At 44.6% G+C, this 16,428-nt stretch carries 14 protein-coding genes; 9 read left to right on the forward strand and 5 right to left on the reverse strand.

The genetic code is table 11. From position 1 onward, the window contains the following. Positions 1–105 precede the first annotated feature (105 nt). Together clpS and clpA are read left to right on the forward strand one after the other, a co-directional pair. Entirely contained in the window at positions 106–435 is a 330-nt protein-coding gene (clpS, locus tag FME95_RS02475; protein ID WP_147714332.1) for an ATP-dependent Clp protease adapter ClpS, read from the forward strand. A 21-nt stretch (positions 436–456) separates the two neighbouring features. Continuing rightward, entirely contained in the window at positions 457–2,727 is a 2,271-nt protein-coding gene (gene clpA / locus FME95_RS02480; RefSeq protein ID WP_147712842.1) for an ATP-dependent Clp protease ATP-binding subunit ClpA, read from the forward strand. A 134-nt stretch (positions 2,728–2,861) separates the two neighbouring features. Here the strand turns inward: clpA and infA are convergent, their stop codons facing one another. The 3 genes from infA to aat all read right to left on the reverse strand — a co-directional run bounded on the left by infA (position 2,862) and on the right by aat (position 4,669). Then, positions 2,862–3,080 carry a translation initiation factor IF-1 gene (infA, locus tag FME95_RS02485; RefSeq protein ID WP_008043370.1) on the reverse strand — a complete coding sequence of 73 codons (219 nt, stop codon included), beginning with the start codon at positions 3,078–3,080 and terminating at the stop codon, positions 2,862–2,864. A 111-nt stretch (positions 3,081–3,191) separates the two neighbouring features. Continuing rightward, complete coding sequence (locus tag FME95_RS02490; RefSeq protein WP_147712843.1) at positions 3,192–3,938, reverse strand: arginyltransferase; 747 nt, start codon at positions 3,936–3,938, stop codon at positions 3,192–3,194. Beyond that, the gene (gene aat / locus FME95_RS02495; RefSeq protein ID WP_147712844.1) at positions 3,935–4,669 is read right to left on the reverse strand and encodes a leucyl/phenylalanyl-tRNA--protein transferase; all 735 of its coding nucleotides are present in this window, start codon (positions 4,667–4,669) and stop codon (positions 3,935–3,937) included. The genes FME95_RS02490 and aat overlap by 4 nt, the downstream gene beginning before the upstream one ends. Positions 4,670–4,796: 127 nt before the next feature. On the opposite strand from aat, the gene FME95_RS02500 reads away from it, so the two are divergent. The 7 genes from FME95_RS02500 (at position 4,797) to lplAB (ending at position 13,442) form a co-directional block, all read left to right on the forward strand. Further along, on the forward strand, positions 4,797–7,076 hold the full coding sequence (locus FME95_RS02500; RefSeq protein WP_246109311.1) for a DNA translocase FtsK: 2,280 nt from the start codon (positions 4,797–4,799) through the stop codon (positions 7,074–7,076). 89 nt (positions 7,077–7,165) lie between these two features. Then, positions 7,166–7,786, forward strand: coding sequence for an outer membrane lipoprotein periplasmic chaperone LolA (gene lolA / locus FME95_RS02505; RefSeq protein WP_187265418.1), 621 nt, complete (start codon positions 7,166–7,168; stop codon positions 7,784–7,786). Then, a complete protein-coding gene (locus FME95_RS02510; protein ID WP_147712847.1) occupies positions 7,787–9,103 on the forward strand; it encodes a replication-associated recombination protein A in 1,317 nt (438 codons plus the stop codon). Next, a complete protein-coding gene (gene crcB / locus FME95_RS02515; protein ID WP_147712848.1) occupies positions 9,103–9,498 on the forward strand; it encodes a fluoride efflux transporter CrcB in 396 nt (131 codons plus the stop codon). Before FME95_RS02510 ends, crcB begins: the two co-directional genes overlap by 1 nt. 18 nt (positions 9,499–9,516) lie before the next feature. After that, positions 9,517–10,809: a serine--tRNA ligase gene (gene serS, locus FME95_RS02520; RefSeq protein WP_147712849.1), complete on the forward strand. Its 1,293-nt coding sequence runs from the start codon at positions 9,517–9,519 to the stop codon at positions 10,807–10,809. Between the two features lie 85 nt (positions 10,810–10,894). Then, positions 10,895–12,265: a siroheme synthase CysG gene (cysG, locus tag FME95_RS02525; protein WP_147712851.1), complete on the forward strand. Its 1,371-nt coding sequence runs from the start codon at positions 10,895–10,897 to the stop codon at positions 12,263–12,265. Between the two features lie 124 nt (positions 12,266–12,389). After that, positions 12,390–13,442: a lipoate-protein ligase LplAB gene (lplAB, locus tag FME95_RS02530; protein ID WP_222709891.1), complete on the forward strand. Its 1,053-nt coding sequence runs from the start codon at positions 12,390–12,392 to the stop codon at positions 13,440–13,442. Positions 13,443–13,462: 20 nt separating this feature from the next. On the opposite strand, the gene FME95_RS02535 is transcribed toward lplAB, so the two are convergent. Continuing rightward, positions 13,463–14,008 carry a hypothetical protein gene (locus FME95_RS02535; protein ID WP_222709892.1) on the reverse strand — a complete coding sequence of 182 codons (546 nt, stop codon included), beginning with the start codon at positions 14,006–14,008 and terminating at the stop codon, positions 13,463–13,465. Between the two features lie 130 nt (positions 14,009–14,138). Beyond that, complete coding sequence (locus tag FME95_RS02540; RefSeq protein ID WP_147712853.1) at positions 14,139–16,259, reverse strand: hypothetical protein; 2,121 nt, start codon at positions 16,257–16,259, stop codon at positions 14,139–14,141. Positions 16,260–16,428: the final 169 nt, after the last annotated feature.

The raw sequence follows: 16,428 nt of genomic DNA on the forward strand, positions 1-16,428 counted from the left end.
TGTGCAAAGATAAGTTTAACTATCCAAAACATGGCCAAAAATATTGTGAATATTCGTTTTAATGCATCAAATTACGCTACAGTTCTACAAGGAGGAGCTCAGTTAATGGCTTCGGGTACCGATACAGATGACACTATAGGCGTTTCAATACAAAGCGCTGAGCCCGAACTAAAACGGCCTTCTTTGTTCCAAGTGGTATTGATGAATGATGACTTCACCCCCATGGAGTTTGTTATCTATGTGTTGGAACATTTTTTTACCATGAATCGTGAAAAAGCCACGCAAGTCATGCTAAATGTCCATACGAAGGGAAAAGGGATCTGTGGTATCTATACTAAGGATATAGCCGAAACCAAAGCAGCTCTTGTAAATAGCTTTGCGAGAGAGAACCAACACCCGCTATTGTGCGAGGTAGAGGAAATAGGTGACAACTAGTCACTGAGGAAGGGGCGTACTATGTTAAGTAAAGATTTAGAGTTAACACTCAATAGCGCATTTAAAGAGGCGCGGGCCAAGCGGCATGAGTTTATGACCGTTGAGCACCTGCTATTAGCCCTGCTGGATAATCAAGCTGCTGCAGAAGTTTTGACTGCCTGTGCTGCAGATATCCCACAGTTGCGACGGGATCTGATCGAGTTCATCGACTCCACCACGCCGTTAATTCCAATTGAAGATGAAGATCGCGAAACTCAGCCGACGTTAGGCTTTCAACGAGTTTTACAGCGAGCTGTATTCCATGTTCAATCCTCAGGCAAAAAAGAAGTCAGTGGTGCCAATGTACTGGTTGCGATTTTCTCAGAGCAAGAAAGCCAAGCGGTTTATTTCTTGAAGCAGCAAAGCATCTCTCGTATCGATGTGGTTAATTTTATGGCCCACGGTATTTCTAAGGCTCAGTCAGATGATCACGAGGGTGATGATTTTGGTTCTGAGCAATCTCATGAAGAGACTAGCGCAGAGTCATCAGGCTCTAGCCCGTTAGAAAACTTTGCGACCAATTTAAATGAATCGGCACGCGAAGGGCGTATTGATCCGTTAGTCGGGCGTGATTTTGAAGTCGATCGAGTAGTGCAGATTTTATCTCGTCGCAGAAAAAACAATCCCTTGCTGGTTGGTGAATCTGGAGTCGGTAAAACAGCTATAGCAGAAGGTTTGGCTAAGCGTATTGTCGATGAGGATGTGCCGGACATTATGCTTGGCGCGCAAGTTTTCTCGTTGGATTTAGGTGCGTTGCTAGCCGGTACCAAGTATCGAGGTGATTTTGAAAAACGCTTAAAAGCCTTATTGGCGGATCTTAAAAAGCGTGAAAAATCGATTCTGTTTATTGATGAAATCCACACCATTATTGGCGCAGGTGCTGCCTCTGGCGGTGTTATGGATGCCTCGAATCTATTGAAGCCAATGCTCAGTTCTGGCGAGCTTCGTTGCATTGGTTCAACGACCTATCAAGAGTTCCGAGGTATTTTTGAAAAGGATTCAGCGCTGACTCGTCGTTTCCAAAAAATCGATGTCAACGAACCATCAGTGGATGAAACCTATAAGATTTTACGCGGCTTAAAAACCAAGTTTGAAGATCATCACCAGTTGAAATATACCGATAAAGCACTTAAGGCTGCGGCCGAGCTTGCTGATCGTTATATCACCGATCGTCACTTGCCGGATAAAGCCATTGACGTTATTGATGAAGCGGGCGCGGCTGAGCAATTGAAATCTGAAAGCCGTCGTAAAAAATCGATCGGTGTTGTTGATGTTGAGCGAGTTGTCGCTGCGATTGCTCGAGTGCCTGCCAAAACAGTCAATAAAGATGATAAAGAGTTGCTCTCCAATCTAGAGCGTAATCTGAAGATGACGGTATTTGGCCAAGACGAAGCCATTGAAAATATCTCATCGGCGATCAAGCTAGCGCGAGCAGGCTTGAAGTCGGCAGATAAGCCTATTGGTTCATTCCTGTTTACGGGCCCAACAGGCGTCGGTAAAACGGAAGTAACAAAACAGTTGGCAGAGTCTTTAGGCGTTGAGCTACTGCGTTTCGATATGTCGGAGTATATGGAGCGTCATGCGGCTTCAAGATTGATTGGTGCGCCTCCAGGTTATGTTGGTTTCGATCAGGGTGGTTTATTAACCGATGGTGTTAATCAGTATCCTCATTGTGTGTTGCTGTTGGATGAAATCGAAAAAGCACATCCTGACGTCTTTAACCTGTTGTTACAGGTTATGGATCACGGAACGCTTACCGACAACAATGGCCGTAAGACCGATTTCAGAAGCGTTATTTTAATCATGACCAGTAACGCAGGCGCTCAAGAAATGAGTCGTCGCTCTGTTGGTTTTACTGTACAGGATAACTCTACAGACGGCTCAGAGGCGATTAAACGCGCCTTTACGCCTGAGTTCCGTAACCGACTTGACGGCATTGTTCAGTTTGCGCCGCTAGAGCAGGGTATTGTGCTGAACGTTGTCGATAAGTTCTTGGTTGAGCTGCAAGCACAGCTAGACGCTAAGCGAGTCGACTTGCACGTTGATGATTTAGCTCGCGATTGGCTGGCTAAAGAGGGTTATGACCCATTGATGGGTGCGCGACCGATGGCTCGTTTAATTCAAGAGAAGATCAAGCGTCCGTTGGCCGATATGATCCTATTTGGTGAGTTGATGCAGGGCGGTACCGTGAATGTATCGGTTGTCGACGAGAAGCTAACGCTTTCGGTCGTTGGCGAGCTCGCAGAAGCCTAATAACCAAAAATAATGCGCTATCGATTAACGGTAGCGTATATTTTTACTGATTAAGCGAATCAAAATCGATAAGCACAAAAAAAAGCACCTAAAGGTGCTTTTTTATGGAAGTCGAAACAGAGCAGTAGATGAAATTAACGAGCCCGGTAAACAATGCGGCCTTTCGTCAAATCATAAGGTGTTAGTTCAACTTTCACCTTATCACCCGTCAAAATTCGGATGTAGTTCTTACGCATTTTTCCAGAAATATGGGCAGTGATCACATGACCATTTTCAAGTTTTACTCTGAACATCGTATTTGGAAGGGTATCAAGGATCTCTCCTTCCATTTCAATCACATCTTCTTTTGCCATAGACTCACTAAATAGTATTTGAATTGATAAATGATATTTGAAATAACAATCGGCGCGCATTCTGCCTGAAAATTCAGCAATTAGCAAAAATACTGTTCCATTTTATTAAAATCATGCGTCAGATGGCTTTTTAGGCTTAAATTCAACGCCTTGCCAGCGACCACTGAGTAACAGCTCAATGGGTTGATAATGGGCTTTGTATTCCATTTTTCGGCAATTAGGAATCCAATAGCCTAAGTACAGGTAGGGCAGTTTGAACTCTTTGCAAAGTTCAATCTGTTTTAAAATAGAGTAAGTACCTAATGAACGACTGGCTTGGTCTGGATCAAAAAAGGTATAGATCGCAGATAGGCCGGTGTTGAGCCGGTCGGTGACACCAATACCGATGAGCTGGTCATCCACCAAATAGCGTACCTGAAAGCTAAAATCTCGATCGACCGTCAAAAAATCACGATAATTCGCCTCATTAGCCGGGTACATATCGCCATCAGCGTGTCGCTCGTTTACATAGCGTTCAAACAAACGATAGTCGGCTTCATCAAAGTGACAGGGCCTTAGTTCGATACGCACATCTTGATTGCGTTTCATGATGCGACGAAAGCGCCGATTTAGTTGAAAGTCGTCGACAGGTATACGTGATGCAATACAGGACTGGCAAGACATGCAGTCTGGGCGGTACAGATGTTTGCCACTACGGCGAAAGCCAGCATGAGTCAGCTCTTCATAAAGCGTTTGGCTGTAGCTCAATTCAGGATCTAAAAATAGCGTGCGGGCTTGCTGGTCCGGCAGGTAGCTGCATTCGTGCTCTCCGGTACGAAAAAATTTAATTAACGGATCTGTTGTTGAATTCGATTTCATCGTTGTGACTCAGGCTCCATTAATCGCAGGAAAGATAAGTTGACCGATGCCGCATCCATCGCAGCTAAACGAGTTTCTTGGTTCGGCAATCGTTCTTGGAATGGCTGTTTAGCCATCATGCTTGCACCTAAAGAATCTAAATAGGGGTTGTATAGCTGACAATCGATCATGCTTAACTCGGCTTCTTTGGCCCATTCACTCAATGCTATGAAAGCGAATTTTGATGCGCTCGGCTGCAACGAAAACATACTTTCACCAAAAAAACACCGATCAATACCGACGCCGTAGAGTCCGCCAATAAGGCTGCCTTGTTGCCAGACTTCAAAAGAGTGTGCCCAGCCTTCTTTGTGTAGTCTTATATAGGCTTGCACCATCTGTTCGGTAATCCAGCTGCCATCACGCCGTAATGGATTGTTGGCACAATTGCGGATCACCTGTTCGAATTGACTGTTAACACGAATTTCGACCGGTTGACGCCTAAAAGCCTTGCGCAGTGATTTGGAAATATGAGCTTCACCCGGAGAAAGCACCATTCTGGGCATCGGGCACCACCACATAATGGGCTGGCCATCATTAAACCAAGGGAAAATACCTCGTTGGTAGGCCGCCAATAACCAAGGCGTTGTTAACGCCCCGCCAATGGCCAATAGTCCCTCGGGGTCGTCGAGTGCTTCTTCGACCGCTGGAAAATAGGGCGTTTGTTCAGCATTGAGTAAGCTTATATTTGACATAAAAGTGCTATTAATTCAATAAGTTGACCATTGATTTGTGTTATCTTATAACCCCTTCAGAACAGTTCCTACAATTAAGGGTAGCCAATTGGCCGAGAGATTAAAAAATTACAAGTCAGATAACCGCTTGACAGAGCTACGCAAACGCTTCCGTCATGATGCTAAGTGGATAACGTCTATTGCTATTGGCGTCTTATTCGCATTAGCCATTTTCAGTTATGACCCACTCGATCCAGGTTTTGATTTTGCTGGCGGTACCAGTTATGTCTCCAACTTAGCAGGCTATGCTGGTGCTTGGGTATCTTCATTGGCGTTTTTCTTGATCGGTATCTTCAGTTATCTACTGCCATTAATTTGTTTTTATCAAGCTTGGTTAGTCTTTCGTGAGCGTTCAGAACCTCAGCCATGGAATCCGCTTATTGTCTTATTACGTGTTATTGGCTGGGCGGTTTTCTTAGTAACTGGCTGTGCGCTAGCGACGGTACATATCTCTAGCGATTTGATGCATACCTCTGGCGGTTACATTGGCTTGGCGGTTTCTGACAGCCTGTTCCCAATACTCGGCTTAACCGGCGGCACGGTTATTTTTGTTCTGATCTTCTTGTTATCGCTGACCCTTGCTGGCCATATTTCATGGGTGGGCGTTATCGATAAGATTGGTGAAACCGTATTTAAGCTAATTGAGAAAGTTAAGCACCGTCGCAGTGAAGCTAAACGCAAAGCCAGTGAAGCAGCTCAAGTTAAACAGGTTGTGGCTGAGCGAAAGCGTAATTTAGAAATTCAGAACGAGAAGCGTGCTAAGCGTAAGCCGCCTCAAATCAAACCGCTGCAAAAGGCAGAAGCCAACCAAAGTGCGCGTGCTGCAAAAGAGAAACAGAAAACACTCTTTGATGATCCTGTGGTCAGTGGCGGTTTGCCGGAACTTAATCTGTTGACCTCTTCGGAAGGTGATGAGTCTGGAGGCTTTAGCAACGAAGCACTCGAAGCGATGTCACGGTTGTTAGAAATTAAACTGAAAGATTTCGGCGTGGCGGCAGAAGTCACAGAAGTGGCGCCGGGCCCGGTTATTACTCGTTTCGAAATCCAACCGGCGGCAGGGGTTAAGGTTTCAAAAATTACCAACTTGGCAAAAGACTTAGCGCGTTCAATGGCGCTAGTCAGTGTTCGTGTTGTTGAAATCATCCCAGGAAAAACCACGGTAGGTATTGAAATTCCTAATGAAAAGCGTGCCATAGTTCGTCTGCGTGATGTACTTGGCTCAGCCGTTTATGACAATTCCAAAAGCGTACTGAGTATGGGCCTAGGCCACGATATTAGTGGTACTCCGGTAGTTGCCGATCTGGCTAAAATGCCGCACTTATTAGTGGCTGGTACGACTGGTTCAGGTAAGTCGGTTGGCGTTAATTCGATGCTCTGTAGCTTACTGTATAAAGCGACTCCCGATGAAGTACGGCTTATTCTTGTCGACCCGAAAATGCTTGAGCTGAACGTTTACGAAGGCATCCCACATCTGTTGACGCCTGTTATTACTGACATGAAAGAGGCCGCTGGCGGTTTACGTTGGTGTGTTGCGGAAATGGAACGTCGCTATAAATTGCTGGCTGCTGTCGGTGTGCGTAATATTGGCGGCTTTAACAAAAAAGTTAATGACGCCATTAAAAACGGCGAGCCTATTTTGGATCCACTGTACGACCCAAACACCGCATTGGACCCAAGCGAGCCAGCGCCTGCGCTTAAGCCGCTTCCTTTTATTGTTGTCGTCATCGATGAGTTTGCCGACATGATGATGATTGTCGGTAAAAAAGTCGAAGAGTTAATTGCCCGTATTGCGCAAAAAGCTCGTGCCGCCGGCATCCATTTAATTTTGGCAACTCAGCGACCTTCGGTTGATGTGATTACTGGCTTAATCAAGGCCAACATTCCAACTCGTATTGGTTTCCAGGTTTCATCGCGAGTCGACTCAAGAACGATTTTAGATCAGGGTGGGGCGGAGCAATTACTCGGTCATGGTGACATGCTTTATATGCCTCCAGGCACCAGCCTGCCGATTCGGGTGCATGGCGCCTTTGTTGATGATGATGAAGTGCATGCCATTGTTGCAGACTGGAAAAAACGCGGCGCGCCAAACTATCTGGAAGAAATTGTTCAAGGTGGAGGCGATGATGTACCAGGTGCGCCTTCGTTGGATGACGATGGCGATGCCGAGTCGGATGCGTTGTTCGATCAGGCCGTCGAATTTGTTACCCAAACTCGTAAAGTCTCAATCTCTTCGGTGCAGCGTAAGTTGCGAATTGGCTATAACCGAGCGGCTCGATTAGTTGAAGCAATGGAAGCGGCTGGTGTGGTCAGTTCCGCTGGCCATAATGGTGCTCGTGAAGTGTTAGCGCCACCACCGCCTCCGGCTTAAAACTAGCTATAACCATAAATATGACTGCTGCGTAGTTGTTGTTATGCCGCAGTCAGAATTGAACGAATTTGTCTGAAAGGATGATCAACATGCGTTATTTAGCATTTATATTATCGGCTCTATTGCTTGCACCCTGGCTGTCTGCAAACGAGGCAGATAAAGAACAGCTGATAAAAAGTCTTGAGCAATTTTCTACAGTGTCGGCGCTTTTCAGCCAAAAAACTTATGCAGAGTCATCGTTCGAGCCGGAGCAATTGACAGGCTATTTTAAGGTTGAAAAGCCACTTAAGTTTTTATGGATGGTCACTGCACCTTACGAGCAGCAAGTGCTTTCAGATGGTGAAATGCTATGGGTGTATGATCCTGACTTAGAACAGGCGACTTATCAGGCAGTTGACCAACAGGTTCAGCATTCTCCCGCGATGATATTGTCTGAACCTCGTCAGACCTTATCTGATCAGTATCAGGTACTGCGTGTTGTTATCGACGACGAACAGGTTTATCAGTTAATTCCATTTGATGAAGATTCTGTTTTTACAGAAATGCAAATGACGCTTAACGATGAGAGTATCAAGAAAATAGTGATTTTAGATTCGCTTGGTCAACGTACCGAAATTGAGTTTAGTCAGTTCAGTGCTAACCAGCCGATCGATCCGAGTGCTTTTCAATTTAATCCACCACCCGGTACGGATTTGTTCGAGCAGCTCTAAATGGATGATTTATTTCAAACGCAATCCGGCTACCAACCTTTAGCCGATCGTTTACGGCCGACCTCATTAGATGATTACGTCGGCCAAAAGCATATTCTTGATAATGATAAACCTCTGCGAAAAGCATTAGAGCAAAAAAACATCCACTCGATGATTTTTTGGGGGCCGCCGGGAGTGGGGAAAACCACATTGGCTCAGGTGATAAGCCACAGTGTTGATGCTCGCTTTCAAACTATTTCCGCTGTTCAGGCTGGCGTGAAAGACATCAAACTTGCCGCGGAACAGGCCAAGCAAGCTAAATATATCGGTGAAAAAACCATTTTATTTGTCGATGAAGTACATCGTTTTAATAAATCGCAGCAGGATGCTTTTTTACCCTATGTCGAAGATGGCACCTTTATTTTTATTGGCGCTACCACTGAAAACCCGAGCTTTGAATTAAATTCCGCATTGTTGTCGCGTGCTCGAGTTTATGTTTTAAAAAGCTTTACTGAGCAAGATTTTATTACGCTATGGCAACGTGCTTGTAAGCTCGATAGCCAAATCGCGGCGCTTAAGTTAGATGAGCCAAGCCTTTCGATGTTAGCGCAATACGCTGACGGAGATGCTCGACGATTTCTGAATATGCTGGAAATCGCGTCAGACTTTTTTGAGCCGGAAGACGCCATTAATACCGACAGCATTCAGCAGCTGTTGCAGAACCAGCCCCGTCGATTCGATAAGGGCGGTGAAAACTTTTACGATCAAATCTCTGCCTTTCATAAAAGTGTTCGAGGCTCATCGCCGGACGGTGCACTCTATTGGTTATGTCGAATGTTGGATGGCGGCATTGAACCGCTCTATTTAGCGCGAAGAATGGTGCGTATTGCCTCAGAAGATATCGGCAATGCCGACCCTCGTGCGCTGACCTTGGCGATTAATGCTTGGGAAAGCCAAGAGCGTTTAGGCAGCCCGGAAGGGGAGCTTTCATTAGCGCAAGCAGCGGTTTACCTTGCTAGCGCACCTAAGTCGAATGCCGTCTATAACGCCTACAATGAAATGATGGCGTTGGTGAAAAGCGAAGGTTCTCAAGAGGTGCCAATGCATCTGCGTAATGCACCGACTAAGCTGATGAAAGAATTAGATTATGGTGTTGGCTATCGTTACGCTCATGATGAACCAGAAGCTTATGCCGCAGGCGAGAATTATTTGCCGGAGCAGCACAACGGCCGCCAGTTTTATCAGCCGGTTGATCGTGGTTTAGAAAAAAAGATCGCACAAAAACTAGACTACTTACGCGCACTTGATCAAAAGTCTAATCAAAAGAGGAATCGCTAATGGCAGCACTATCTATTTGGCATTGGGCCGTCATTGGCTTGGGTGGTGGCCTTGGGGCGATGGCGCGGTTTGCTACAGTTAACTTCATCAATCGCCTACACGGTAGCCAATTCCCGCTTGGTACACTGAGCGTCAATGTTGTAGGTAGCTTTATAATGGGCGTCGCCTTTGTCTTCTTCACGATTAAGTTTCAACAGTTACCGAGCGGCTATAAAAGTTTTGTTATGGTCGGTTTATTAGGTGCTTTTACCACCTTTTCCAGTTTTGCACTCGAAACACTATCGCTAATCCAGCAACATTATTTTACTATCGCTCTTCTATACATAGCCGCCTCTATTACCGCCTGTTTGGTAGCCGTGCTGGCTGGTTATGTTTTAGGCAAATTCATTTTTTAACGTAAGGACTCATGCAAGATGCTTGATATTAAGCAGCTCAGAAACGACATTGATTCACTCGCTAGCCGATTGGCTGTAAAGGGCTATTCATTACCTATTTCAGAATTTCAGTCGCTTGAGTCCAGTCGTAAGTCGTTACAGGTTGAGACCGAAGAGCTGCAAGCCGAACGTAAAAAAGCATCGAAAGCGATTGGTGAATATGTTCGCCAAGGTATGAGTGCGGAAGAAGCTAAAGCGAAAGTACAGGAAACGTTAGATAAAATTGCCGCGACTCTGTCAGAAAAAGAGTCTGAGCTTAAAGCAGTGCAAGCCAAGCTGGATGACATTCTGTTTTCTGTACCCAACATCCCGCATGAATCTGTACCTGCCGGTAAAGACGAAGACGATAACGTTGAAGTTTTGAAGTGGGGCGAGATTCCGAGCTATGAGTTTGATGTGCAAGATCATGTTGATGTTGGTGCTAGACTTAACGGTTTAGATTTTGAAACCGCAGCCAAACTCACAGGCTCGCGTTTTGCTGTTATGAGTGGCGGAGTAGCAAAACTACACAGAGCTTTAGCGCAGTTTATGCTCGATGTTCAAACTAATGAGCACGGCTACGAAGAAATGATCGTGCCCTTTATGGTTAACCAAGATTCGCTATTTGGTACTGGCCAGCTGCCTAAATTCGGTGAAGATCTATTCAAGCTTGATTTTGAACAGGAGTATTACCTGATCCCAACGGCAGAGGTTCCTCTGTCTAACATGGTGCGAGGTGATATTTTAAACGCAGAGCAACTGCCAATGAAAATGACGGCACACACGCCGTGTTTTCGCTCTGAAGCCGGTTCTTATGGCCGTGATGTGCGTGGCATGATCCGCCAGCATCAGTTTGAAAAGGTCGAACTTGTACAGATTGTTCACCCAGAAAAATCGTTCGATGCACTGGAAGAGATTACGCAACACGCGGAAACCATTTTACAGAAGCTAAATTTACCTTACCGTAAAGTCGTACTGTGCGGTGGTGATATGAGTATTGGTTCAGCTAAAACCTACGATTTAGAAGTTTGGCTGCCGGCGCAAGCAACCTATCGAGAGATTTCATCGTGCTCTAACATGACCGATTATCAAGCTCGCCGTATGCAAGCGCGTTTCCGAAACCCAGAAACCAATAAGCCAGAATTAGTGCATACACTGAACGGTTCTGGTTTGGCGGTTGGTCGCACCTTGGTGGCGGTACTTGAAAACTATCAAACTGCGGAAGGCTTAAAGATACCGGAAGTCTTACAACCCTATATGGGCGGCATTGAATTTTTAGCTTATAAAAAATAAAGCGGTAAATAATCAAGCCCCGAAAGGGGCTTTTTATTCTCCGTCAAAACAAAAACTTACTTTTGCTTTTTAACAGGGTGACACCTTGGATTACTTTCCACTCTTTCATCGACTAAAGGACACCAACGTTCTTATTGTGGGCGGCGGCGCTATCGCTTCTCGTAAAATTTCCTTGCTGGAGCGCAGTGGTGCCCGGTTAAAAGTAGTGGGTAAAGAAATCCTGCCTGCCGTTAAAACCAAGCCGAGTTGTGAATGTCACGAGCGTGAGTTCCAAGATGAAGACCTCAATGATTGTGTACTTGTCGTTGTTGCAACCGATGATCACAGCTTAAATGCCAGCATCAGCGACAAAGCCAAAGCTCGAGGTTTATTAGTCAATGTGGTCGATTCACCGGACTTATGCAATTGCATTTTCCCATCGATTGTCGACAGAAACCCATTGTTGATTGCCATTACATCCAGTGGCCAAGCTCCGGTATTGGCGCGCACCATTCGAGCCAAACTTGAAAGCACCATTCCAGCCAGCTACGGCAGGCTTGCGCAATTAGCATCTAAATTTCGTGCTCGAGTTAAAGCTAAATTTAAACGCATGGACGACCGGCTTTATTTTTGGGAAAAAGCCTTGAATGGCGTAATTGCTGAACAGGTATTTGCAGGGCGTGACGAAAAAGCCGAAGCCTTAATGGAAGCCGAACTGAATAATCCAGACCTGCGTAACAGTGGTGAGGTGTATTTAGTCGGAGCAGGGCCGGGCGACCCTGACTTATTGACCTTTAAAGCGCTTAGACTCATGCAACGAACCGACGTAGTACTTTACGACGCTTTGGTTTCTGATGAAATTATGGATATGGTTCGTCGCGATGCTGAGCGTATTTATGTCGGTAAACGCAAAGCTAATCATGCTTTGCCTCAAGGAGAGATTAATCAACTCCTGGTTGATTTGGCGCTTCAAGGCAAGCGGGTATTACGCCTAAAAGGTGGTGATCCCTTTATCTTTGGTCGCGGTGGTGAAGAGATCGATTTACTGGCGCAGCACAATATCTCCTTCCAAGTTGTGCCAGGTATTACTGCCGCGTCTGGCTGTGCCTCCTATTCAGGCATTCCGCTAACACATCGTGATTATGCTCAGTCGGTACGTTTTGTTACCGGTCACCTGAAAGATGGCTCTAGCAACTTACCGTGGAAACAGCTGGTTAGTTCAACAGAGACCTTGGTGTTTTACATGGGCTTAAGCGGCATAAACACAATTTGCGAACAGCTGATTAAACATGGCAGTAGCCCTGATATGCCAATTGCGCTTATTCAGAAGGGTACGACACCAGAACAACGCGTAATCGTTGGTACGTTGGCGACTATGCCTGAGATTGTGCTACGTGAAAAACCTGAGGCACCAACATTGACTATTGTTGGTCATGTTGTCGCATTGCATGACCACTTAAAATGGTTTCACGTTTAGCTCGTTAGTCTGACTAACCTAAATGATTGGCCGTACATTTAATATGTTGGCTGTGATTAGCCAATCGAGCTATTGGCGTTATACATATCAAAACATCAAGCGATAAACGGAGCGAATAACATCAATGATGCACGGCGAATATAAGGTTCCTGGCGGTAAGCTGGTTGTAGCGGATGTTTTAGTTGAAGCAGGCCAAATCAGCGAGCTGCAAATTTCGGGTGATTTCTTCCTTGAACCTGAAGAGGCCCTTGCTGACATTGCTGCTGCGCTGGTAGGAAAAGACATAACAGGGCCGGCAAAAGAGTGGGTCGAAGCCGTTAAAGATGCATTGCCAGAAGATGTTCAAATGTTTGGCTTTTCAGCAGAGGCCGTTGTTATCGCTGTGCGCCGAGCGTTAGGTTTAGCAAAGACATGGTACGATTTTGAATGGCAAATGGTTTATCACAAGCCGGTAACGCCCCTGATGCATGTTGCGTTGGATGAAGTCTTGGCGTTAGAAGTTGCCAAAGGTAATCGACCACCGACGTTACGTTTTTGGGAATGGGATCGAGCTGCTGTCATTATTGGAGCCTTTCAATCGGTAAAAAATGAAGTTGATGCCGATGCAGCTAAAGAATTAGATGTCGAGATTGTGCGTCGAGCAACCGGTGGCGGTGCTATGTTTGTTGAGAAGGGCAACTCCATTACCTACTCATTGTATGCGCCAAGCTCGTTAGTGGCCGATATGAACTTTGCAGACTCTTATGCCTTTTTGGATAACTGGGTATTGAAAGCCCTGAATGAGTTGGGCGTTGAAGCTTTTTATCAACCGCTCAATGATATCACTGGCCCTAAAGGCAAGATCGGCGGTGCAGCGCAGAAACGCTTTGCCAATGAAACCGTATTACACCACGTCACCATGGCTTACGATATGGACCCGAGCAGAATGACTCAGGTGTTACGTATTGGTCGTGAAAAACTTTCCGATAAGGGTACTGCCAGTGCCGCTAAACGTGTTGATCCATTGCGTAGCCAAACAGGAATGGATCGTAGCGATATTATCCAATCGCTGATGGATACCTTTAGCCAGCTAAACGGCGCGGTCATGGGCGAAGTGACTGAAGATGAATATCAAAAAGCCGAAGCGCTAGTGAAAGAAAAGTACGGCACCGATGAGTGGCTTTATAAATTGCCGTAACGGAGGATTAGTTTTTTTAGCTAGTTTTTGTTAACTGTTGGCACTAGCCGTAATCGCTTGCCAATAATACCTTTGTGAGAGCGAGGCTGTTGCTCTCCGCATGAGTGCCGATTGGCAAAGCTGTGCGCTTGTTCTAGTAGCTCGTCGTCGACTTCACCTAATAACAACTCCATTAAAAAGTCATAGCCGGCAATAAAGTGGTTACGTCTCATATGGTGAATCATTAATAAAATTAAGCGCTCATCAGGCAGCACTTTTTCAGACTCAATGCTTTCACTGCTCGGCAAAATTTGTAAGTCATCAGCCTTAATTCTTAATAGAGATACAGTGATTTGCGCTAGTCCATTAACCAATGGTAAGCCTGTGCGTGAACCAAACTGTTGTTCGGCGCGAGCATAAACCGATAACCAATTCGGCGCTTTTGGATCTAAGCAGCTATGAGCAAGAGCCCGTATCATTGGTAATAGAGCGATCTCGAATGGGTCACAACCAATTTCAAACAGATTGCTGCTTTCATAGGCTAGTGGTTCAGACCAAGCTTTTTGAGGTGTATTTTTAACTGCCATTGTCGACTCTAATATTTAGACGGGTTCATAAGGTCGCATTATGAGTCTTATTTTAGCGATAATTAATAACCTAGAAAAGAAACAGATAAAACTAGCCGTGCAGTTTTATCTGTTAATCTCATCTTTGCCTTTATAAACGATTGTATTTGTAGATCGCTCTATATTCAGCGCTTGGGCCTATCGCACATTCAAAACCATTTTCGTGAACATTCATTATATGGCAGGGTGCACTAAAGTGTTGAAGCTCTGCAAATTCATCAGTACAAAATTTACGATGCTGCATATCATTACTTGTAATTAACATATTGCCTTCTATTTTCCAGGTGCCATTCGACACAGTTAAATCACACGAAGAATCAGCAGAACTTAATGTGTAATTGTCTGTGCCATCACTATTTAACCTATAATTGCCAAGCTCCACCCAGCGACAACCGCGACTTAACATATTTAGCTTATATTCCCCTACGAGATTTAAGTTTTTCTGGTCAGGTGTTTCTAGATTCACAAGGTTCTCTATTACTAGACCTTTATTATCAATCTTAGATGTCATACTTATCGTAGCAGGGTAGTCTTGTAATTGGTTGGCGATAGCATGAGCGGCAACGCAGTTGTCACTTGAGTACGATGCTATGCGATTGAAACTGTCAAAGGTGATCAGTTGGCGTATTTTTACTAGGTCGCTATTTACACTGAATAAACCATTGGTTTTTGTCGTTTCATTAATCAGTTTTTCGGCCACATCTTCTGATTTCTCTCCAGAAAATAAAACAAGGTGGCTGCCTTTGATTGCTGCCGTTAATGTCATGGTTTTGGGTAAAAAGGGTATATCGTCATGGGTAATTTTAACATTGTCCGAAATCTTTAAACCGGCTGCTGTAGCTAAAAAGCTAAATAGAGATTCTGGGTTTTCAGTTGCCACACTTACAATGAAATCAGCACTTTCAGGTAACTTTGGATGCTCAAGTTCGATATAATCCAAGTACTCATCGAGTGTAATTTTCTGATCGCTTTCTGTGATATCAAAAATTGAGAAGCCTATTCCTTTTACACCATTTAACAGCTCTACAAAGCTGGTAAGTTTTTCTAAGTTGAAGCTATTTGTTTGGGCTTTTATCAAGGCTGGGCAGTTAAAGTCTTGAGCAGCAAACTGCTCCAATAAAGTCGACAGCACAGGCATTAGGTTGTCTATATTTATGCCAATACCTGCGGCAAGTATTTTGTCTTTAACTTCCGTGCTGTGTTCAGGAATATGACCTTGAATTTTCTTTAGTTGTTTTGGCAATGCAGCATTATTCATTTGCAGAGTGGTATGGCTATTAAATTGAGCCTCGCCACTATCAATGGTTATCGAGTCGTAACCCATAACTAGGCGAGGCATGCTATCTGCTAAGTCGATAAGATCGCCACTGCATTCGGCTGTTACTTCTTTTAAAAATAGGTATCTTTCTAAATCACGGCCAAGCTTGTTGGTTTCTGGCGTTATTAACGCCCTGGCAATATGGTTGAGCTGAATCATACCGAATAGATTGTCAGCGCCATCATATTGTTTTCTTAAACTTTGAGTATCTCGGTCATTTGCTAATGATTGTTCAGGCTTAATAATCCCTAAGCGTTGTTTTTTAGCGTCTAAGTCATCATCGTTAGTAATAATCGTAAACACGGCGTAGTTTTCATTATTCGCAATAGTGAAAAAGGCTTGCCGACGATTATATTCACCATTGAGAGGCCAAAGGCGAACTGTCATGTCGTCTATATTATCTTGTGTATACTGCCATTGGCTGTTCTGCACTGCATTTTCGATAAGTGTGTTAAGCGTGCTCGCGTTATTAATACCTAGACGTAATACGGGCATTAAACCATCACTAAATAAAGCAAACGGATCATCAGGTGATAAGCCAGTCAGCTTAGCTAACTTAGTAATATCTCGATCACTTAGGCTGTTGTACTCATTCAAAAAATAATAGAAAAACTTTGCCTTTGGCGATGCTTCTTCTAACAAAGATGGGTCAACTTCAGGGAAAAATGACGACCGCCATAATTCAGAATGGACTGGTGATAGAGCTGCAAGAGGGTAATTGTTAATGTATTTAGCGGCGTCCTTACTCGGCTTACCGCCAACATAATATGCCGTATCTGCAGGAACAAAGCTTAATGTATCGTCTGCTGTTGTAGAGGATGCACTAGAAAAAAACCAAACGAAAATTCCGCTAGTTGCAACGATTGCAATAACGAACAGTACCAACTTTCTCATAGAAAAACCTACTGTTTTATAATTGATAATATAAAGGGTATCTTGAACGACACATTATCACCAAAACCGAGTGTTGAGTAGGAACGCTATCTGCAGTATTGAATTGTGAAATTAAAATACGAGTAGGGCGGAGATGAAATAAAAAGCAAAGGTATAGCAGCGCGAAGCG

Origin of the sequence: Reinekea thalattae (assembly GCF_008041945.1) — a bacterium.
GTDB lineage: Bacteria > Pseudomonadota > Gammaproteobacteria > Pseudomonadales > Natronospirillaceae > Reinekea > Reinekea thalattae.